The 20,115-nt window shown below is 69.2% G+C and carries 20 protein-coding genes; 10 read left to right on the top strand and 10 right to left on the bottom strand.

Annotation, left to right across the window (positions count from 1 at the left end):
- Positions 1 to 7: 7 nt before the first annotated feature.
- Positions 8 to 514: a MarR family winged helix-turn-helix transcriptional regulator gene (locus DMC61_RS18280; protein ID WP_125690289.1), complete on the bottom strand. Its 507-nt coding sequence runs from the start codon at positions 512 to 514 to the stop codon at positions 8 to 10.
- A 93-nt stretch (positions 515 to 607) separates the two neighbouring features.
- Between DMC61_RS18280 and DMC61_RS18275 the strand changes: the two genes are divergently transcribed.
- The gene (locus DMC61_RS18275; RefSeq protein WP_125690288.1) at positions 608 to 1,513 is read left to right on the top strand and encodes an EamA family transporter; all 906 of its coding nucleotides are present in this window, start codon (positions 608 to 610) and stop codon (positions 1,511 to 1,513) included.
- Between the two features lie 523 nt (positions 1,514 to 2,036).
- Positions 2,037 to 2,456, top strand: coding sequence for a hypothetical protein (locus DMC61_RS41670; RefSeq protein ID WP_233594865.1), 420 nt, complete (start codon positions 2,037 to 2,039; stop codon positions 2,454 to 2,456).
- Between the two features lie 51 nt (positions 2,457 to 2,507).
- On the opposite strand, the gene DMC61_RS18265 is transcribed toward DMC61_RS41670, so the two are convergent.
- Positions 2,508 to 3,725 carry a cytochrome P450 gene (locus DMC61_RS18265; protein ID WP_125690286.1) on the bottom strand — a complete coding sequence of 406 codons (1,218 nt, stop codon included), beginning with the start codon at positions 3,723 to 3,725 and terminating at the stop codon, positions 2,508 to 2,510.
- A gap of 133 nt (positions 3,726 to 3,858) precedes the next feature.
- On the opposite strand from DMC61_RS18265, the gene DMC61_RS18260 reads away from it, so the two are divergent.
- Together DMC61_RS18260 and DMC61_RS18255 are read left to right on the top strand one after the other, a co-directional pair.
- Positions 3,859 to 4,791, top strand: a complete 933-nt coding sequence (locus DMC61_RS18260) for an ATP-binding cassette domain-containing protein (RefSeq protein ID WP_125690285.1) — start codon at positions 3,859 to 3,861, stop codon at positions 4,789 to 4,791.
- Entirely contained in the window at positions 4,788 to 5,531 is a 744-nt protein-coding gene (locus DMC61_RS18255) for an ABC transporter permease (RefSeq protein ID WP_125690284.1), read from the top strand. The genes DMC61_RS18260 and DMC61_RS18255 overlap by 4 nt, the downstream gene beginning before the upstream one ends.
- On the opposite strand, the gene DMC61_RS18250 is transcribed toward DMC61_RS18255, so the two are convergent.
- The 3 genes from DMC61_RS18250 to DMC61_RS18240 form a co-directional block, all read right to left on the bottom strand.
- Positions 5,515 to 8,640: a BTAD domain-containing putative transcriptional regulator gene (locus DMC61_RS18250; RefSeq protein ID WP_125690283.1), complete on the bottom strand. Its 3,126-nt coding sequence runs from the start codon at positions 8,638 to 8,640 to the stop codon at positions 5,515 to 5,517. The two genes, DMC61_RS18255 and DMC61_RS18250, sit on opposite strands and share 17 nt — an antisense overlap.
- 32 nt (positions 8,641 to 8,672) lie before the next feature.
- Positions 8,673 to 9,224, bottom strand: coding sequence for a YbhB/YbcL family Raf kinase inhibitor-like protein (locus DMC61_RS18245; RefSeq protein WP_125690478.1), 552 nt, complete (start codon positions 9,222 to 9,224; stop codon positions 8,673 to 8,675).
- A 319-nt stretch (positions 9,225 to 9,543) separates the two neighbouring features.
- The gene (locus DMC61_RS18240; protein WP_125690282.1) at positions 9,544 to 10,305 is read right to left on the bottom strand and encodes an NBR1-Ig-like domain-containing protein; all 762 of its coding nucleotides are present in this window, start codon (positions 10,303 to 10,305) and stop codon (positions 9,544 to 9,546) included.
- Between the two features lie 255 nt (positions 10,306 to 10,560).
- Between DMC61_RS18240 and DMC61_RS18235 the strand changes: the two genes are divergently transcribed.
- Positions 10,561 to 11,379: a peptidoglycan-binding protein gene (locus DMC61_RS18235; protein ID WP_125690281.1), complete on the top strand. Its 819-nt coding sequence runs from the start codon at positions 10,561 to 10,563 to the stop codon at positions 11,377 to 11,379.
- A 47-nt stretch (positions 11,380 to 11,426) separates the two neighbouring features.
- Here the strand turns inward: DMC61_RS18235 and DMC61_RS18230 are convergent, their stop codons facing one another.
- On the bottom strand, positions 11,427 to 12,101 hold the full coding sequence (locus tag DMC61_RS18230; protein ID WP_125690280.1) for a helix-turn-helix domain-containing protein: 675 nt from the start codon (positions 12,099 to 12,101) through the stop codon (positions 11,427 to 11,429).
- A 120-nt stretch (positions 12,102 to 12,221) separates the two neighbouring features.
- On the opposite strand from DMC61_RS18230, the gene DMC61_RS18225 reads away from it, so the two are divergent.
- Complete coding sequence (locus tag DMC61_RS18225; protein WP_125690279.1) at positions 12,222 to 13,037, top strand: oxidoreductase; 816 nt, start codon at positions 12,222 to 12,224, stop codon at positions 13,035 to 13,037.
- Position 13,038: 1 nt separating this feature from the next.
- On the opposite strand, the gene DMC61_RS18220 is transcribed toward DMC61_RS18225, so the two are convergent.
- Positions 13,039 to 13,281, bottom strand: a complete 243-nt coding sequence (locus DMC61_RS18220; RefSeq protein WP_233594850.1) for a hypothetical protein — start codon at positions 13,279 to 13,281, stop codon at positions 13,039 to 13,041.
- A 41-nt stretch (positions 13,282 to 13,322) separates the two neighbouring features.
- A complete protein-coding gene (locus DMC61_RS18215; RefSeq protein WP_125690278.1) occupies positions 13,323 to 13,940 on the bottom strand; it encodes a TetR/AcrR family transcriptional regulator in 618 nt (205 codons plus the stop codon).
- Positions 13,941 to 14,007: 67 nt separating this feature from the next.
- Between DMC61_RS18215 and DMC61_RS18210 the strand changes: the two genes are divergently transcribed.
- The 4 genes from DMC61_RS18210 (at position 14,008) to DMC61_RS18195 (ending at position 16,886) form a co-directional block, all read left to right on the top strand.
- Complete coding sequence (locus DMC61_RS18210) at positions 14,008 to 14,637, top strand: MSMEG_1061 family FMN-dependent PPOX-type flavoprotein (RefSeq protein WP_125690277.1); 630 nt, start codon at positions 14,008 to 14,010, stop codon at positions 14,635 to 14,637.
- A 13-nt stretch (positions 14,638 to 14,650) separates the two neighbouring features.
- Positions 14,651 to 15,538: a PDR/VanB family oxidoreductase gene (locus DMC61_RS18205; protein WP_125690476.1), complete on the top strand. Its 888-nt coding sequence runs from the start codon at positions 14,651 to 14,653 to the stop codon at positions 15,536 to 15,538.
- 10 nt (positions 15,539 to 15,548) lie between these two features.
- Positions 15,549 to 16,505, top strand: coding sequence for an alpha/beta hydrolase (locus DMC61_RS18200; RefSeq protein WP_125690276.1), 957 nt, complete (start codon positions 15,549 to 15,551; stop codon positions 16,503 to 16,505).
- An 84-nt stretch (positions 16,506 to 16,589) separates the two neighbouring features.
- Positions 16,590 to 16,886 carry a DUF1540 domain-containing protein gene (locus tag DMC61_RS18195; RefSeq protein WP_016331847.1) on the top strand — a complete coding sequence of 99 codons (297 nt, stop codon included), beginning with the start codon at positions 16,590 to 16,592 and terminating at the stop codon, positions 16,884 to 16,886.
- A gap of 82 nt (positions 16,887 to 16,968) precedes the next feature.
- On the opposite strand, the gene DMC61_RS18190 is transcribed toward DMC61_RS18195, so the two are convergent.
- Entirely contained in the window at positions 16,969 to 17,637 is a 669-nt protein-coding gene (locus DMC61_RS18190) for a VCBS repeat-containing protein (protein ID WP_125690275.1), read from the bottom strand.
- 150 nt (positions 17,638 to 17,787) lie between these two features.
- Positions 17,788 to 19,968 carry an RICIN domain-containing protein gene (locus DMC61_RS18185; protein WP_125690274.1) on the bottom strand — a complete coding sequence of 727 codons (2,181 nt, stop codon included), beginning with the start codon at positions 19,966 to 19,968 and terminating at the stop codon, positions 17,788 to 17,790.
- Between the last annotated feature and the right edge of the window lie 147 nt (positions 19,969 to 20,115).

The following is a 20,115-nucleotide window of genomic DNA, read 5'->3' as shown; positions in this document are numbered from 1 at the left end:
CCCGGGGTCACTCCAGTGACGTGTCTCCGAAGTGTTCGAGCAGCAGCCGCAGACCGCCGATCAGTTCGGCCCACTGCGCCGGTTTCAGATCGGGCAGAAGGTCGGCTTCGTTCTCCAGGTGGAGCACGAAGACCTCGTCCACGACCTGGCGTCCCTTGCCGGTCAGCCGGATCTTGACCGAACGGCGGTCGTCGCTGTCGCGCACCCGCTCGACCAGGCCTTTCGCCTCCATGCGGTCGATGCGGTTCGTGATCGCCCCGGAGGTGACCATCGCGGCCTTGAGCAGCGCGCCGGGTGTCAGGCCGTCGGCTTCCCCGGAGCGGCGGAGCGTGGTGAGCACGTCGAACTCCCACGACTCCAGGTCGTGCTTGGCGTTGAACTCCTTGAGCTTCCGGTCGAGGATCCGGGAAAGCCGCTGAACGCGACCGACCACCTCGGCGGGCCAGAGCTTGTCTTCGAGGTCCGGCCGCTCGTGCCGCCAAAGCGCGATCACCGCGTCCACCGCGTCGGCCATGACGCCCTCCAATCGTCTCAACATTAAGAGACTTGACATTGACAGAAGTCGCTGGTGTTATCTCAACGTTGAGATTATCAGTGAGGAGACATCATGGCGATCATCGCCGAGCGGCCCGTCGTCCCGGCGGAACCGGCGGCCGCGAAACCGACGTTGCGTGACGCCGGGCTGGCCGCGCTGGCCCCGGCCAGCTGGGGGACCGTCTACGTCGTCACCGCGACCCTGCTGCCCCCGGACCGGCCGTTGCTGGCCGCCGCGCTGCGGGCGCTCCCGGCCGGGCTGCTCCTGCTGGCACTGACCCGGCGGCTCCCGCACGGGTCGTGGTGGTGGAAGACGACGGTGCTCGGGATGCTCAACTTCGGCGCCTTCCTGCCGTTGATCTTCTTCGCCGCGTACCGCCTTCCCGGCGGGGTCGCCGCGACCCTCGGCGCCCTGCAACCCCTGCTGGTGGCGCTGCTCGCGCTCCCGATGCTCCGCGTCCGGACCCCGGCGCCGATCCTGCTCGCGGCGACCGCCGGCGCCGGTGGGGTCGCGCTGCTGACCCTCACGTCGGAAGCCCGGCTCGACCCGCTCGGACTGGCCGCCATGCTCGTCGCCGTCGGGCTGATGGCCGTTTCCCTGATCCTGACCAAGAAATGGGGCCGCCCCGGGCATCCGCTGGCGATGACCGGCTGGCAGCTGACCCTCGGCGGCATCGTCCTCGCCCCGGCGACGCTGCTGTTCGAAGGCCTCCCGGGCTCGCTGACGATGGCGAACGTCATCGGCTACGGCTACATCGGCATCGTCACCACCGCGCTGGCCTATCCGCTGTGGTTCCGCGGCATCGACCGGCTCGCCCCGGCGTCGGTCTCCCTGCTGACGCTGACCAACCCCCTGGTCGCCACCGCGGCGGGATTCCTGGTGCTCGGCCAGACCCTCACCGGCTGGCAGCTCACCGGATTCGCCGTCGCGCTCATCGCGTTGACGCTCAGCCAGACCCTCGCCCGCCCCAAGAACTGAAGGGGGAGGCGGATTTCCTTGCGCAGCCCGGTAATTACCCGAAGGTATAGCCGCGCTGCTCCACGCTGGTACGAAAAGGACGCGATCGCGAACGCAGCGAAGTCTTTTCGTGCCCGATCGTGCACTATCGGCCAGTGAATCGCGCATTCCAGACTGGGAGTCCGGCGGAAATCCAGGAGGAATCATGACCGAGACCGTGACCAGCCGCAGCTTCGAAGCCGTTGAAGGAGAAGAAGGACAAAAACTCCCGGTTCCCGACGACGCGAAGCGTGGCCGGTTCAAACTGCGAGGCGGGCAAGGAGGACACGGAAACGCGGATTCCGGCGGTCCCGGTCACGGGGCCGAAGTCGAGGCGACGGTGCCGGTCAAAGGCGGCGAGATACTGATAGTCCATGTCGGGAAACAGGCCGGTAGATCCGGTGGTTTCGGATTCACCATCGGCGGAAGAGGCGGTTCCGGGGAAACCGACTCGGGTCGCAACGGCGGTGGCGGAGGTGGCTCCAGTGCGGTCTGCCGTGGCTCCGTGCCCTTGATCGTGGCGGGCGGCGGAGGCGGGGCCGGCGGCGGCTCGCTGGTGGCCGGCGGTGGCGACGGCGGCGCGGGTGACGCGAAGCCGCACAACGGCGGCAAAGGCGAACGCGGAACGCTCGGCGTCGGCGGCGACGGTGGAACCGGGGGAACCGCGAAAACCGGCAAGGGTGACAACGGCCAGGGAGCGCCGGGAGCGTCGACGGCCGGTGGCGGCGGTGGCGGCGGCGCGGGATACGCGGTGAAGGGCGGCGGCGGAGGCGGGGGTGGCAAATCGGGCACCAACGACTCGGCCGGAGGCGGCGGTGGGGCCGGAGCTTCCTACGTCGTCGCGGGTTCGGTCGACGCGTCGATCCGCAAGACCGGCGCGAAGGGGCACGGAAAAGTCGAATTGCTGGAGTGGCTCAAGAATTGACCACGAGAGCGGCCCTCCCCGCCAGGCAGGGGAGGGCCGCGGTGCCGGCACCTATTTCGTCCAAGTGACCGGAAGCTCGTGCACGCCGTAGATGTTCATGTCGGTCTTGAGCCTGACCTCCTCGGCCGGAACGGCGAGCGCGAGCGTCGGAAACCGGCGCAGCAGCCCCTCGAAACCCGCGCGCATCTCGATCCGCGCCAGCTGCTGGCCGAGGCACTGGTGGATGCCGTGCCCGAACGACAGCAGACCGCGGGCGTTGCGGTGCAGGTCCAAGGCGTCGGGGTTTTCGAACCGCCGCGGATCACGGTTGGCGGCCAGCAGCGAGATGATGACTGTCGACCCCGCGGGGATGGTTTCGCCGCCGAGCTCCAAGTCCTCCGTGGCGTAGCGGAAGAAGATGTCGGCGACGGACAGGTAGCGAAGCAGCTCTTCGACGGCGCCGGGGAGCAGCGCCGCGTCGGCGCGCAGTTCGGCCAGTTGCTCCGGGTGCTCCAGGAGCGCGAAGGTGCCCAGCGCCAGCATGTTCGCGGTGGTCTCGTGGCCCGCGAACAGCAACAGGAACGCGGCGCCCGCCAGCTCCTCGATGGTGAGGTCTTCGTGGCGCCCGAGGTCGGACAGGATGTCGTCCTCGGGCGTCTCGCGTTTGCGGGTGACCAGTTCGGTGAGGAACGTGTTCATCCCGATGAAAGCGGCCATCTTCTCCTCCAGCGTCTGGTCCCTGACCATGAGCTGCGCGGAGTCGGCCTGGAAGCTCTCCCGGTCCTCGTAGGGGACGCCGAGCAGTTCGCAGATCACCAGCGACGGCACCGGCAGCGCGAACTCCTTGACCAGGTCGATCGGCGGAGTCAGGTTCGCCATCGCGTCCAGCTGCCGTTCGGTGACCTCGACGATGTGTTCTTCGAGCTGCTTCATCCGCTTCACGGTGAAGGCGCCGGTGAGCCGCTTCCGCAGCCGGCCGTGGTCCGGCGGATCCATGGCGACGAACATGCCCGGCGTCGGCGGGGACGGTTCGGTCTGGACGGGGATCCCCGGCGTCTCGTACGGCATGTGCAGGATGCCGATGTCCTGGCGCGAGCTGAAGCGGGTGTCGGCCATCATCTGCCGCACCTCGTCGTAGCCGGTGACGAGCCAGCCCTCGTGACCGTCGGGGAAGAGCATGGGACTCACCGGGCGGGCCTCGCGCAGCCGGGTGATCTCGCGGGGCGGGTCGAAGGGCCCCGCGTCGCGCTCCATCGGGAGGCCCTGCGGGACGGGAACCGTCTGAGTCATCGCTTCGCCTTTCGTGGTGGTTGTGACGGCCACTTTCCCCGCGGGGCCTGACATCCGGCTGACACGGCGCTGACACCGCCCGTGTCAGCGGCGTGGCGGAGCCGTGTCAGCGCGGCCGCCCAGAGTGGTGCCCATGAACGACACAGCGATCGCGGTCTCCGGACTGCGCAAGACCTTCGGCGACAAGGTCGTGCTCGACGGTATAGACCTCGAAGTCCAGGCGGGCACCATCTTCTCGCTGCTCGGCCCGAACGGGGCGGGGAAGACCACGACGGTGAACCTGCTGACCACCCTGATGAAGGCCGACGGCGGGACCGCGAAGGTCGCGGGCCACGACCTCGTGACCGAGGCGAAGGCGGTGCGCGCGGCGATCGGCGTCACCGGCCAGTTCGCGGCGGTCGACGAACTGCTGACCGGCCAGGAGAACCTCCAGCTGATGGTGGACCTGAGCCGCGGCACCGCGGGCAAGAACGTCGTGTCCGAGCTGCTGGAACGCTTCGACCTGGTGGAATCGGCGCGCAAGCCGGCGTCGACCTACTCCGGCGGCATGCGGCGGAAGCTGGATCTGGCGATGACCCTCGTCGGCGATCCGCGGATCATCTTCCTCGACGAGCCCACCACGGGCCTGGACCCGCGCAGCCGCCGCACGATGTGGTCGATCATCCGCGAGCTGGTGGCCGGCGGCGTGACCGTCTTCCTCACCACCCAGTACCTCGAAGAAGCCGACCAGCTCGCCGACCGGATCGCGGTCCTCGACCAGGGCCGCCTGGTCGCACAGGGCACGCCCGCCGAGCTCAAGCGCCGGATGCCCGGCACGCACGTCCGGCTCCGCTTCACCACCGTCGCCGAACTCGACGCGGCGGCGCGGATCTTCCCCGGAGCCGCCCGCGACGACGAGGAGCTCGCCCTGCGGATCCCCAGCGACGCCGGGACGAAATCCCTGCGCGCGCTGCTCGACCGGCTCGACGAGTACTCCATCGCCGCCGAAGAGTTCTCCGTCCACACCCCTGATCTCGATGACGTTTTCCTCGCCCTGACCGGCCACGACACGGAGGCAGCAAAGTGAACTCCCCCTCGACGGTGATGTTGCGCCGTAACTTCAAGCACCTCGTCCGCAATCCGACCTCGGTGTTCAACGCGATCCTGATGCCGGTCGTGATGATGCTGATGTTCGTCTACGTCTTCGGGGACGCGTTCAGCGTCGGCGTCGACTACATCGACTACGCGACACCGGGATTGATGCTGCTGGCCGTCTGCTACGGCCTCGGGGCCACCGCCACCGCGGTGAACTCCGACATGACCAAGGGCATCATCAACCGGTTCAAGGTCATGGACGTCTCCCGAGGCGCGGTGCTGACCGGGCACGTCGTCGCCAGTGTGCTGACCAACCTGGTCGCCATCGCGGCGCTCACCGGGGTGGCCTTCCTGCTCGGCTTCTCCCCGGCGGCCGGTTTCCTCGACTGGCTCGGCGTGGTCGGCATCGTCGTCCTGCTCGGTTTCGCGGCGGCCTGGCTCACGGTCGCGCTGGGACTGGCGGCGAAATCCCCGGAAACCGCGGGGATGGCCTCGGTGCCGCTGGTCATGCTGCCGTTCTTCAGCAGCGCGATCGTGCCCGCCGAGAAGATGGGGCCGGGGCTCCGGGAATTCGCGGAGTACCAGCCGTTCACGCCGATCATCGAGACGCTGCGCGGGCTTCTCGACGGGGCACCCGCCGCGGGCGACGTGCTCCCCGCCCTCGGCTGGTGTGCCGGGATCGCGCTCGCCGGATACCTGTGGGCGTCCTCGACCTTCAAGAAGCGAGCGTGACCTCGGCGAGCTGTCTCCAGTCCGCCACAGCGCCTTCTCGCGCCGCCTCCGCGAACTTCGCTTCGCCGAGGCGGCGCAGCACTGTGGTCTCGATGCGGGTGACGTCCGGACGGGACCGGTCCGGCAGCCCGCGCAGTTCGTCCGCCGCCCCGAGCAGCCGTGCGGCCTGCTCGGGATCGTCCAGGCGCAGGGCCAGATCCGCGATCCCGACGAGCACGTGGGCGATCAAGGGCTGGAAGTGCACTTCACGCGCCGCCTGGTAGGCCGATTCCCGGTGCTCACGGGATCGGTCGAGGTCGTCGGTGAAGTAGCCGCGAAGGTCGTGGGTGACGGCGCGGACGTGTCCCAATCCCGCTTCGTCGCCCATCACGGTCGTCGCGAAGTCGAGCTGCTTCGCCGCTTCCTCGGTTTCGCCACGCCAGTGGAGGAGTTCCGCCTGCGAGAGGGCGAACATCCCCAGCGCGCCCGGCCAGGTGACCCGCTCGGCGCGCCGTTCCGCGTCGGCGGCGGCCGCCGCGCTGGCTTCCTCGTCGCCCATCAGCCAGAACAGCTGTGCCTGCCGCGACCGCAGCCGGATCAGGTCCTCGACGGAGCCGACCTCGGTCACCACCGTGACCGCCTGTTCGTAGTACTCGCACGCGGTGGCGAACTCGCCGCGCGTGGCGATCCGGTCCGCCAGTTCGGTCAGGGCGAAGGAGATCCCGAACCGTTCGCCGATGGCCCGGAACTCGGCGAGCGCCCCCGCGAGGTACTCGTCCGCCTCCCGGCCGGGATGGCCGAGCGAGGCCCGCATCTTGCCGAGGTGCAGCCTGCCCAGCGCGCGGACCCAAGGGTTTTCGTCCGACAGCACCGGTTCCCACGCGGACAGCGCGTCGTCGCCGGCCAGCATGCGTTCCAGCGGGACGACGAGGCCCAGCAGCGGATGCTTCTTCTCGGTGCGCGTGCCCAGCCGGTACGACTCGTGGATCCACTTCGCCGCGGTGTGTTCGTCGGCGAAACCGGAGCTCACGAAGAGCGAGACCAGCCCGTACACGACGGCCGCGATCTCTTCCGGCACCTCACCAGGCGTTTTGACGGCCGCGCTGACCAGCTCCATGCCTTCCGTGCGGTGCCCGCTGAGCCACCAGTACCAGCCACAGGCCGCCGCGAGCCGCATCGCTTCCGGTGCTTCGCCCGCCGTGAGGGCGCCGCGCATCGCGGCGGTGATGTTGTCGTGCTCGGCGTTGAGCTTGGCGAGCCACTCCAGCTGCTCGGCCTGGCGGAGCATCGGCTCGGCGGCCTCGGCGAGATCGGTGAAATACGCGAGATGCGCGTGGCGCGCCAGCAGTGTTCCGTCCGCTTCGGCGAGCCGTTGCGCGGCGTACTCCTTGATCGTGCCGAGCATCCGGTAACGCGGCGCTTCGTCGCCCGCGGAGACCAGCAGCGACTTCTCGGTCAGCGTGGTGAGCAGTTCGAGGACTTCGTACTCCTCGACGGCTTCGCTCACGCAGACACGCTCGGCCGCTTCCAGGCTCGCCCCGCCCGAGAACACGGAGAGACGGCACAGCACCGTCCGCTCGGCTTCGGACAGCAGCTCCCAGCTCCAGTCGACCATGGCGCGCAACGTCCGGTGGCGGGGCAGCGCGGTCCGGCTGCCGCCGGTGAGCAGGCGGAACCGGTCGTCGAGGCGGTTCGCGAGCTGCTCGATCGACATCGTGCGCAGCCTGGCCGCGGCCAGTTCGATCGCCAGCGGCATCCCGTCCAGGATCCGGCACACGTGCGCCATCGTGGCCAGAGTGGTCTTGTCGGCCACGAAATCCTTGCGCACCGCGCTCGCCCGGTCCCGCAGCAACCGGACGGCGGGGGAGGATTCGATCTCGCCGGGGCTCGCGTGCCGGTCCGGGACGGCCAGCGGCACGACGTGCCACAACGTCTCGCCGGTGATGCCGAGCGGCTCCCGGCTCGTCGCCAGTATCCGGAGACGGCGGCATTCCCCGAGCACCCGGTGGGCGAAGGCCGCGGCCGCCTCGATCACGTGTTCGCAGTTGTCCAGGATCAGCAGGACTTCCCGGTCGCGGATCGCGGCGACGACCCGCTCGACGGGTTCGGCGTTCGAAGAGTCACCGAGCAGCGCGTCCCGCAGGCCCAGCGCCGCGAGCGTCGCTTGGGCGACGTCGTCGTCCGGGCCGATGGCCGCGAGCTCCACCAGCCACGCGCCGTCCGGCAGGTCGCCGAGCACGGTGCGCGCGGCTTCCGTGGCCAGCCGGGTCTTTCCCGAACCGCCGGGCCCGATCAGGGTGGTGAGCCGGTGATCGGCGACGAGCTCGCGGACCTTGGCGACGTCGTCGTCCTTCCCGACGTAGCTGGTCAGCTCGGCGCGCACGTTGGTCTTGCGGTTCTCCTCACGCCGTCCCAGCTCACCGCGCAGCAGCTGGACGTGCACCGCGGACAGCTCCGGCGACGGGTCGACGCCGAGGGCGTCGGCCAGGGCTTCCCGCGTGCGCTGGTACACGAGCAGGGCTTCGGTGTCGCGGCCGGTCGCCGCGAGGGCCCGCATAAGCGCGGCGACGAGCCGCTCGCGCAGCGGGTGCGCGGCCACCAGATCGGTCAGCTCGGTGACCAGGTTCGCGCCGTGGCCGAGGTCGAGTTCCGCGTCGAAGCGGTCCTCCAACGCGGTCAGGCGAAGCCCTTCGAGCCGGGTGACCGCGGCGTCGAACGCGCCGCTGTCCTGCAGGCCGACGTCCTGCATGGCCGCCCCGCGCCACAGGTCGAGCGCCTCGCGCAGCCGCCTCGGCCCGTCGTCGCCGCGGGCCTGCTCGATGAGCCGCTCGAACCGCACGGCGTCGACGTCTTCGGGCGCCACCTTCAGGCGGTAGCCGTCGGTCTGTCCCTCGACGACGCCGTCCGGAAGCACCTTCCGCAGCCGGGAAACCAAGCGCTGCAAGGCGTTCGTCGCGTCGGCCGGCGGCTGCTCGCCCCAGATCCAGTCGACGAGCGACGCTTTCGGGACCACCCGGCCCGGATCGAGCGCGAGGGCGATCAACAGCCCGCGCAGCCGCGCCCCCGGCACGTCGGCGAGCCCGCCGTCGTCCGTGTGCACCTCGAAGGGCCCCAGCATCCCGATCCGCATTGGGCCGATTTTGCCACGGGTGACCAGGGGACTTACGACTCGCCGGTGATCCTCGCCGAACCGATCGAAGCCGCGGTGATCGCCCTGGCGGCGGCCTGGGTCGACGAACCGGAGTTCAGGCCGGTGAGCGAAGCCCGGTCGAGGGCGTGCACGACGAACTCGTAGGTGTTCACAGTCGAGGGCGAGCACGGGCCCTGGTAGCCGTAGAGGCTGGCGCTGCCGCGGTAGTAGACCTGCCTGGAGCCGGCGGGCACCGGCGGCCGGTAGACGTGCTGGACGTTCTGGGGGAGCGAAGCCGTGGCCGCCGGGATGTCGTAGATGACCCAGTGGATGAGGTTGGCGTTGTCGAGGTCGCGCATGACGATCGCGTAGCTCTTCGCCGCGGCGGGGGCACCCGACCACGCCAGCGGCGGCGACTCGTTCTTCTTGGCCGGATCGTTCCCGCCGCCGCTGGTGCACTCGTGCACCTTGGGCATGAGACCGCCATCGGCGAACGCGGTGCTGGACAGGGTGAACGCGTTTTGTGTCGCCGACGCCGGCGCGGAAAGGCAGGCGGCGCCGAGGGCGAACAGGGCGCAGAACACGATTCTCGTTGCTCTCACTGGAGTCTCCCGAGGCCGTTTGTGGTTCTCGTGCGCGGAATTCAGCGTAGGGAGCCCGGAAAGCGGCGGCTAGCGCACTTTTCCGGCCGAACGAGGTGTTTTCCCCGGGCTCAGGCGCGTCTCATGCGTGATCAGAGGCGGAACTCGCGTGATTGAACGGCGAACTCGCGTGATTGGGCGGCGAACACACCGGGAACCGGTCCGCCCGCGTGATCGCCGTCCGGACACGCAAGTTCCGCCTTCAATCACGTGAGTTGCGCTTTCAATCACGCGAGTTCCGCCTCGGGTCACGCGTAACGGCTCAGGCGCGCACGAGCACCGAGAAATAGATCGGTTTGCTGGCCGGGAAGAGTTCCCGGTTCTCTTCGTCGACCATCTTCCAGAAGACCTTGCAATCGACGGGCGCGGTCGGCGGGGCGCTCACGGTGACCGTCACCTGCACGTTCCCCTGCGGGGCGGTGTCGTTGACCGGGATCCGGTCCGGGGTGCGGCAGGCGCCGGGCGCGACCGGGAGGTCGGTGCGGCGCAGATACCGCTTCCGCCATTCGACCGTGCCGGTGTTCTTGAGCTCCCACACCTTCACGAACTGGCTGCCCGGTTTGACCACGGTGTCGTCGGGGATGGTGACGTCGGCGACGAACTTGCTCGCGTCGCCGGGGTGGGGCGGCCCGGACGGCTCCTGCGCGTCCGGCAGCAGGACGATCACGACGGCGGCGATCGCGACGACGGCGACGAGGGCGAGCGCCACCAGGAGGAGTTTGGACCGCGACCGCGGCGCGGGATCCGGTTCGCGGTCGGCGGAGAGCACGAGCTGGACGCCCTGCCATCGGGCGTGCCATTCCTCTTCGTCACCGTCGCAGGCGCGGACGAACTCCCGGACCGTCTCCCAGGGCTGCAACCGCTTGCCGGTGACGGTGAGGTGCAGGGTTGCGTGGGACACCGCGCCGGACTTCGCCGCCATCTTCCGGAAGGACGGCTCCCCGGCTCGCGTCCGCAGCTTCCGCAGCTCGTCCATGAACGCTTCGAGCTCCGGCGCCCGTTCTCCTGTTCGCGGTTCCGGCACGCTCCCCCTCGCGATCGTGTCCAACGTGACAACACTTTTCGTCACTCTTCGCGGCTTGGTGACTATATCGCGAAGAGTGTCCGGATCGCCGCGCTGACCAGCGGGATCGGCCCGCCGCGGGCGTTGTCAAACGCTGTCAACCTGCGGTTTCTGACGTCAGACGTTCCGTACAGGCGGTTCCGGCTGACACCGCGTCCGGGCCAGTGTCGGTCACGAGCTGCTCACGGGGAGCAGCCATCGAGTGAAGGAGCAGTCATGCGCAAGGTGGCAACCGCCGCGATGTTCGCCGCTCTGTCCGGGGCCACGCTGGGGATGACGGCGGCGCAGCCCGCGGTGGCCGCACCATCGGTCAATATGGAGGCCGTGGTCAAGGCGGCCATGTGGGATCCGTACAAGGCCGACCAGTCGATCACGCCGGGCTCCGGTGAGAGCGTCAAGGTGGTCGAGCAGGCGCTGGCCGCGAAGAACCTGCTCGACAAGAAGCAGGTGGACGGGCACTTCGGCACGTCGACGGTGACCGCGTACCAGAAGTACCAGAAGTCGCTGGGGCACAGCGGCCTCGCCGCGAGCGGTCTGCCGGGCAAGGGCTCGCTGACCGAACTGGGCAAGGGCCGCTACACCGTGACCGCGCCGATCAGCGTCGGCTCGAAGACCAGCCTGGACGGCAAGACGGTCAACAAGCGCACCGCCGACATGATCGCGGCCGCGGAAAAGAAGGCCGGGGTCAAGTTCACCATCACGCAGGGCTCGTACAACGCCGGCGGTGTCGGCGCTTCGGGTGGTACGCACGACGGTGGCGGAGCCGTCGACATCTCGGTGAACAACATCTCGAACAAGACCGCCGCGGTGAAGGCGCTGCGCGAGGTCGGGTTCGCCGCGTGGCACCGCACGCCGAGCCAGGGCGACTGGGTGGAGCACATCCACGGCATCGCGATCAGCGACACCGACATGTCGCCGGAGGCGCAGGCCCAGGCCGGTGACTACTTCAAGGGGCTCAACGGCCTGGCGAGCCACGCCAAGGACGACGGCCCCAAGGTGAAGAAGGTGACCTGGGAGGAATTCAAGCGTGGGTGACGCCACGGCGTTCCGGACGGGGCGGGCGGCTTCGGTCGCCCGCCCCGTCAGCGCGGGCCGGTCCGCCGCCAGTGTTCGGCCGCCTCGCCCATGTCCTCGCGCAGATGCCGGAAGAACCGGCTGGTGGCGTCCAGCCGGGCGCCTGCCGGGCCGTCGAGCAGGGCGGCGCCTCGGCGGGTGACCTCCGCCCATTGGGTCATCGCTTCGAGACTCGTCTGCCAGGCGCGGTAGCCGAAGTCGTCGTCGATGACGTATCGCTGCCGCCTGCCTTCACGCTCGCGGGTGATCAGGCCGCGTTGTTCGAGCCAGCCGACGGCCTTGGACACCGACGCGGGACTGACCTCCAGCCTGGCGACCAGTTCGGCGGCGGCACCGCCACCGGTGTCCGCGGTGAACAGGCACGCCAGGACCCTGGCCATCATGGCCGGGACGCCGGTCGCGGCCATCGTTTCGGCGAATTCGGTTTCGAAATCCCGCAGCGTTTCCGGGGGCCGAGGGGTGCCCGGCGGCGGGCCGGGTTTGCGGCGGCGCGCCCGCCATCGCGTCGCCTGCTGCGCCTGATCCGCCCCGTAGCCGTGGGCGCCGCCATTGCGGGCCACCTCCCGGATCACGGTCGATTTGGGACGTTCCATCCGGCGGGCGATTTCGGCGTAGGCGAGCCCCGCCGACAGGCCCGCCGCGATCTGCCCGCGCTCGTCGCGGGTCAGGCGGTTCCCGGGCATCCGTCCCCCGGTGCATTCAGCCGCATGGTCATTGCATCGATTCCCCGTTCTGTGTTGCAGGAGAAAGAAAAACGAGCCTACCGTTTCGTCGTGACCGAAAAACTCAGAAGGGTGTCCGAAATGACGGCCAAGGTATGCCTGGTCACCGGTGCTTCGTCGGGGATCGGCCACGCCACCGCGCTGGACCTCCTGCGCGCCGGGCACATCGTCTACGGCGCCGCGAGGCGCGTGGAGAAGATGGACGACCTGCGCGAGGCGGGCGGCCAGGTGCTGAAGATGGACGCCAGGAACGAGGACGATCTCCGCCAGGCGGTCGGCACCGTTCTCGAAGAACGGCAACGGATCGACGTCCTGGTCAACAACGCGGGGACCGTGCTGCACGGGGCCGTCGAGGACGTGCCGCTCGACAGCGCGCGTGACCAGCTCGAAGTCAATCTGCTCGCGCCGGCGAGGCTCGTACAGCTCGTCTTGCCTGCCATGCGGGCTCAGCGATCCGGCACGATCGTCAACGTCTCGTCGATCGGCGGCGAGATCGCCTTGCCGTTCGGCGCTTGGTACTACGCGTCGAAGCACGCCCTCGAAGCCTTTTCCGACACGCTTCGGATGGAGGTCGGGCCCTTCGGCATCGACGTCGTCATCATCCAGCCGGGCATCATCAAAACCGAATTCGAGGACCAGACTTCCGCTCAGCTGCGGGAGAACTCCGGCCGAGGGGCGTATCGGGAAATGGCGGAAGCCATGGCGCGGCACGGGGAAACCGGGCTCAGCGACGGCTCCGACCCGTCCGTGGTCGTGGACGCCATCCGCCGCGCCATCGAGGACGGGAAGCCGGAGACGCGGTACGCCGTCGGTCACCTCGCCGAGCAGCTCCTGGAGCTCAACAGGACGCTGCCGGATCGCGAGTTCGACCAGCTGGCCATGCGCGCGACGAAGTAGCTCAACCGCTCGGCTGTTTCTCGACGACCCTCCGGCGGCGAGTGCGCGCGACACCGATCCACAGCAGGACGGTGACGACGGCGCCCGGCGCCGCGGTCAGGTACACCGGCCAGGCGCGGAAGCCGGACATCCACAGCATCGTGACCAGGCCGAAGGTGATCAGTGTCCAGATCAGCGCGAGTGCGCCGCCTCGCCGCCGCCACCGGGCGGTGAGGCCGCGCAGGCTGTCCCCAAGTCGGCTCACACCCGTGGATACCCGCTCATCGCCTGGTCAACCCCCGGAAATCAGGCGCGGAGATAGCCGGTGATCATCGCCACGAGCTCGTTCTCGAGCCGCGTGACGTCGATGGAGCCGGGCGCGGCGATGAGCTGGTGCACGGTCAGCTCCACGGTCGACGCGACGAGCCGGGCCGCGGTCTCCTTGTCCGCCACGCGAACCTCGGGATGGCCGTGGAGCAGGTCCCGCAGATCGCCGATCATCTCCCATTCCAGCCGGGTGATCCGTTCCAGCAGTTCGCCGGAGCGGGGCGCCTGCTCGATCATGATCTGCAGCAGCCGCGGATCGTCGAGATGGTTCTCGATCACCGTGTGCACGAAATCCCGGATCACCGTCTCGAGTGGCTCCGGCGACTCCTTGTAGCGGCGCAGCGTCTCGGTCGCCCGGTCGCCGTCGAGGTGGCGGGTCAGCAACTCGGCCAGGATCGCGTCCTTGTTCGGGTAGTACTGATACAGCGAACCGATCGAGATCCGGGCCCGTTCGGCGATCCGGTTCGTCGTCCCCGCGGCGTACCCGTACTCGGCGAAAACGTGAGCAGCCGCGGTGAGGATGCGCTGCCTGGTGAGCTCGGCCCGGACCTGGCGCGGCTGTTTACGTGGCTGAAGCCGTCGTTGCTCCGACGTCATGACACTCCCGGTGAAGCGGCGCGAAAGCGAGTAGCGAGCAGACTGAACAATTGCTCATAATTGTGCCATGACCAGCACAGAGACGCGTCCGCGCCGGCTTTCGCCCGAGGAGGTCCGTGCCCGGCTGGGGGAGCCGGAGGCCATGATCGAGGCCAAGGTCCACCACCGGATCGACCGGCACGGCCACCGGTTCATCGCCCATGCCCCGTTCGTGGCGATGGCGACGTCGGACGCGACGGGCCTGCCCGACTGCTCACCGCGCGGCGACTACCCCGGCTTCGTCAAGGTGCTCGACGAGCGCACCCTGGCGATCCCCGACCGGCCGGGCAACAAACTCGCCGATTCCTTCCGCAATCTCGCGGAGAACGACGGGATCGGCCTGATGTTCGTGGTCCCCGGCGTGCGGGAGGTGTTCCGGGTCAACGGTCGCGCCTATCCCACCGACGAGCCGGACGTGCTCGCCAGGATGCGCACCGAGGGCAAACCGGCGGTGCTGGCGATCATCGTCGAGGTGGAGGAGACCTTCTTCCACTGCGGCCGCGCGCTGATCCGGTCCCGGCTCTGGGATCCCGCGAGTCAGGCGCTGGCGGACGAATTGCCGTCCGTCGGCGAGGTCGCCGCCGAGCAGATGGGTCCCGGCGTCGATCCCGCGGTGCTGCAGACCATGCTCGAAACCGGCTACCGGCAGTTGTACTGAGGTGATCCCGTTGATGCAGAAGACCGTGCTCGACCGCGTGGATCCGGTCGCCGAGGGTGTCGTCTCGCTCGTGCTGCGCGGAGCCGACGGCCCCTTGGCACCCTGGGAGCCGGGCGCGCATGTCGACCTGTCCCTGCCGAACTGGCTGACCCGGCAGTACTCCCTGTGCGGGGACCCGGCCGATCGCGGCAGTTACCGGGTCGCCGTCCGCCACGACCGGCTGAGCCGGGGCGGTTCGGAGTACGTCCACCTGTTCCTGCGCGCTGGCCGGACCCTCGACGTCTCGTTGCCGCGCAACAACTTCCCGTTGCTGCCCGCCCCGGAGTACCTGTTCATCGCGGGCGGGATCGGCATCACGCCCCTCTTGCCGATGCTCGCGGCGGCGGGTGACTCGGCCAGGTTGGTGTACGTGGGCCGGTCCGAAGCGACCATGCCGTTCGCCGCCGAACTCAAGGCGGAATACGGCGACCGGGTGCGTCTGCACGCGGGCGGCAGGCCGGACTTCGCCGCGCTGGCGGCCGAACTCGGCCCGGACGCGCTGGTCTACTGCTGCGGCCCCGCGCCGATGCTCGACGCGGCCGAGGCGGCGTTCCCCGCGGACCGCCTGCACCTCGAACGCTTTCGGCCGGTGGTCAAGGAATTCGGGCCCGACGTGCCGTTCGAAGTGCGTTGTGTCCGCTCGGGCCGGACGGTGCCGGTCACCGCGGAGGAGTCGCTCCTGGACGCCTTGAATCACGCGGGCTTCCGGATCCCGTCCGGGTGCCGTGAGGGCGTTTGCGGGAGCTGCGAGATCGGCGTCGTCGGCGGGGAACCGGAGCACCGCGACGACATCGGGGCGCCGGACGGGCGGATGTACTGCTGTGTCTCACGTGCGGCTTCGCGGCTGGACGTCGACCTCTAGGCTCACACGGATGGTGGAACCCGCATACGATTACGAACTCGCCGCCGTACTGCCCGCGCTGAAGGGGAACGTGCCGGTCGGCATGACGGCGGATCAGCTGGAGCGGTACCGGGCACTGCCGTTCCCGACGATCGAAGAACAGATCGGCGACCGCCAGGTCACCTGGACCGATCACACGATCCCCGGATACGGCGGCGCGGAGATCACCGTCTCGGTCATCGCGCGCCGGGATCATCGCGGCGGCGGGCCGGGGATCTACCACGTGCACGGCGGCGGGATGGTGATGGGCGACCGGTTCGCGTCGGTGGGGCCGCTCGTCGAATGGGCGATGAAATACGACGCCGTCGCGGTCACCGTCGAATTCCGCCGCGCACCCGAACATCCGGATCCGGTGCCGGTGGAGGACTGCTACGCCGGGCTGGAGTGGATGGCCGCGCACGCGGACGAGCTGGGCTTCGACCCGGGCAAGCTGGTCATCTTCGGCGGCAGCGGCGGAGGCGGTCTCGCCGCCGGGGTCACGCTGCTGGCGCGCGACCGCGGCGGGCCGGCGCTGTGCGGGCAACTGCTCCAGTGCCCGATGATCGACGACCGGAACGACACCGGGTCCGCGCGCCGGTACGACGGCGTCGGCGTCTGGGACCGGACCAGCAACCTGACGGCGTGGACGATGGTCCTCGGCGACCGGCGAGGCGGCCCCGACGTCTCGCCGTATGCCGCCCCGGCCCGCGCGACGGATCTCAGCGGACTTCCGCCGACGTTCATCGACGTCGCCGCCGCCGAGGTGTTCCGCGACGAGGCCGTGGCGTACGCGAGCGCGATCTGGGCGGCCGGGGGAGAGGCGGAATTGCACGTGTGGGGCGGCGCTTTCCACGGCTTCTACGATTTGGCACCGGAAACGGCCGTCGCCCGATCGTGTCTCGCCGCCCGGGATTCCTGGCTGGACCGGCTGCTCGCCGGACGTGAATGAATTTCCCCGAATTGCCGCCGCACCGGGCCGGTGTAACCCTGGTCATACCGAACGACACCACCACCACGAAGTACAGGAGTCGTTATGACCACCACCGAAATGCCCGCCGTCCACGAATGCACGGTCAGCGGATGCTCGTACAACCACGACGGCTGTCACGCCTTCGCCATCACGGTGGGCGGCGGCAACGGATCGGCCGATTGCGGAACGTTCGTCCCGCTCAATACCAAGGGCGGACTCGACCGGGTGACCGCGCAGGTCGGAGCCTGCTCCAGGTCCGACTGCCGCCACAATTCCGCGCTGGAATGCACCGCTTCGAGTGTCCGGGTGGGACCGGGCGAGGGTGACCACGCCGCCAACTGCCTGACCTACGCGCCTTAGTCGCCTAATTGCGCGTGAAGGCCCCCTTCCCTCGGCTCAGCCGAGGGAAGGGGGCCTTCACGCGCTTGGGGGCGAGAAGCCGTCAGGCGCCGGTCTGGTCGCAGCTCGCGGCGTCGGTGCCCAGCACCGGGCCGGTCACCGGACGGTTCGTGATCGGGATGGTCTTCTGGGTGGTCAGCGCGCCGTCGCGCAGGGTGTACACGGTGCGCGTGCCCGAGTAGGTGAGCGGGTCGGCGCCGACGTCGTCGGCCTCGGCCGCGACGGTTTCGAAGGTGCGGCCGCCGCCGTCGAGCGGAGTGCACTGGTAACCCAGGTGGGCGGCGACGCCACCGCCTTCGGCGACGGACAGCGGCTTGTCGTCGTTGCCGACGACCTGGGCGAGGTCGCGGCCGTCGTAGTGCAGCGCGGTGAAGAACGTGGTGTTGGCGCCGACGGATTGGGTGACGATCAGTTCCGCGCGGCCGTCGCCGTTGAGATCGGTGACGCGCGGGGCCGCGAGCGGGACGGAGCTGTCGGCGCCGAGGTGGATCGAGGTGAAGGTGCCGTGCACGGTGGCCGAGACGACCTGGTCGCCGGGGCCGGTGAGCTGCGCGGTGACGGTCTCGATCTCCCCGTCGCCGTCGAGGTCGGCCACGGTGGTGACCGGGTCGGCGGAAGGCGCGCTCGCCAGCGCCGGGACGACGGCGGCCAGGCTCAGCGCCGCGACGACGCCGGTGATGGTGGTGGTGCGGATGATGCCGGTGTGCTTCATGGTGTTCTCCCTCCCAGCCTCCGGTGAACTTTTCACCGAAAGTGCTCTCATGAAGGGAGACGGTTGCGGATCAGGGACGTGCAGTGAGGGTGTGATGTGCCACACAAACGCAACCCGGGTGGCCCGCCCCGGAGAGCGGGCCACCCTGGCTCAGCCGATGGCCCACGCTTGCAGCGCGGAGCCCGTGTCGGCCTGTTGCGTCACGGCCGCACCGTCCGAAGTGGACGCTGTGGTCAGCAGCAGGCCCGAGCGGACACTGGCGATCTTGTAGGTGCCGTTGGGCTGTTTCGTCGCGTTCCAGCGCTGGTTGGCCCCGCCGGTGCACGTCCACTGGATGACGCGCGCGCCCGCGGTGGTGGCCCCGCCTTCGACGTCGGCGCACAGTTTCGAATGCGCGTTGGTCAGCGTGTAGGAACCGTCGGACTGCCTGGTGAACAGCCACTTCTGGTTGGCGCCGCTGTTCGGCGTCCAGGTGACCAGCGGGGTTCCGGCGGTGGTCGAGGAGTCCGGGTCGTCGAGGTTCTTGCCGGACGCGGCCAGGGTGTGGACGCCGCCGAGAGTGCCCGCGCCGGCGTCGGTGAACTTCAGCGTCTGCTCGGCCGCGGTCCGGCCGCCGCCGACGGCGTTCCCGGTGGTGTCGGTCCAGGATCGCAGCGGGGTGGTCTCCGCCAGGCGTGACGCCTTGCCGGACAGGCCGAGCACGAGGCCGCTGTAGCGGTTCACCAGCCGGAAGGTGCCCTTGTCCACAGTGGACGGGATGACGAACCACTGCTGTCCGACCGTCGAAGCCGACGTGACGGTCGGTTTCGCGCCCCACGCCCGGCCGGCCTGTACGGCGTCGACGCCGAGGAGCTGGCCCGTGGCGGCGTTGGCGATGCGATACGAACCGTCGCCGTCGGAGGTGAACTGCCACGCTTCGCGGTCGGATCCGGTCGTGGTCGTGACCGACGTCGTCGCGGTTCCGGTGCCCTGCGCGAGAACCCGGCCGTCACCGAGGCCGATCCGGTACTTGCGGGAAGTGTCCACAGGGGACGGTGCGGGCGCGGACGACGTGATGGTCTGCGTGGTGTACTCGCCGCCCGCGTTGTTCGAGCAGGCCACCGCGCAGTACGACCGGAACTGCTTGCCGATGATGGTCGAGTTCGTCTTGTTCGCCGCGTCGACGAACCAGCGGTACCACGACTGGTTGGTGTAGCTCCCGGTGTCGCCGATGAGGCGCCATTTCTGCGTGGTCAGATCGTCGGTCACGTAGTAGCGCTGGGGGACGACGCTGTCCACGGCCTCCGGCGCGCCGATGTAGAGCCCGAGATGCGCGTTGTAGGCGATGTTCATGATGAACAGATCCGACTTCTTCGGCAGCTGTCCCGCGGCGATCTGCTGGGTGACGTTGCCGGGGTTGGCCGGGTCGTAGTCGTCCGCGACGGGTGTGTAGCCGGTGTCGCCCGCGGCGGACACGGGGACCATGTTGCTCTCGCGACCGCCGACGCCGGGCTGGCTCCAGCCGCCGTCGAACCACTTCTGCCACGAGCCGGACGCCATCTTGGCCGAGATCGGCGAACGCGCGACGTGGGCCAGCCCGGTCATCGGGCCGCCGGCACCGGCCTTCGGCACGATGCGCGAGCCGTAGTAGACGTAGAAGTAGCCGGAGGCGGTGTCGACGAACAGGCGCGGGTCGCCGTCGCCGTAGTCGAACGTCTGATGCGGGAACGCCGCCGTGTCACCGCGTTTCGTGCTGTACGGCGAAGTGATCGCGTGGTCCTTGATGGTCCAGGTCCTGCCCTGGTCCTTCGAGACGGCCATGTCGATCGCGTCGTAGTGCGAGAACGAGTACGCGCCGAACGGTTCGGGGGTGAACTCGTTGTGGATCAGGCCGTACCAGTCGCCGGTGTCCGGATCGACCCACGTGCCGACAAGGTCGCAGAAATTGCGCTGCGAGTAGCCGGAACCGGCGGGCGGGTCGGTGGATTCCTTGCCGGTGGGGCTGTTGTTGCAGCGCCAGGTGGTGTCGTCGTTGCGGTCGGCGGGATTCGCCGGGTTCACCGCCGAGCTGATCGGGTTCTTGGTGAAGCTGTCGAAATCGCGTCCGCTGTAGAAGTCCCATTCCCGCGGCTGGTCCGCGCCGTAGAGCGCGGCCGCCTGCTGGAAGTAGAACGTGCCGTCCTTGTCGACATAGGTACTCGCCGGGGTGTCGGTGGTCGGGCTGAACGACTTCTTGGCGTCGACCGTGATGGTGTACGTCGCGTCCGGCGGCGCGGCGTCGGACGACACCGGTACCACCGTGGTCGCCGCCACGGCCAAGGCCGCGGCGCCGAGAAGAGGCAGGGTCCGCATGACTCTCTCCCAAGGGTGACCCGCACCACAGTTGGCGGGGCGGTCGCCGATGTTATGAACGTAATTGCGCGTAAGTCAACGCTTTCAGTCAACTTCAAGCGTCGGCCATGCACTTATTGCGCGGAAAGTCCAAGCGGTCCGATACGG

The organism is Amycolatopsis sp. WAC 04169 (assembly GCF_003947535.1).
GTDB lineage: Bacteria > Actinomycetota > Actinomycetes > Mycobacteriales > Pseudonocardiaceae > Amycolatopsis > Amycolatopsis keratiniphila.
Note: the sequence above shows the minus strand (reverse complement) of the source record. Positions and strands in the feature narration are given on the sequence as shown.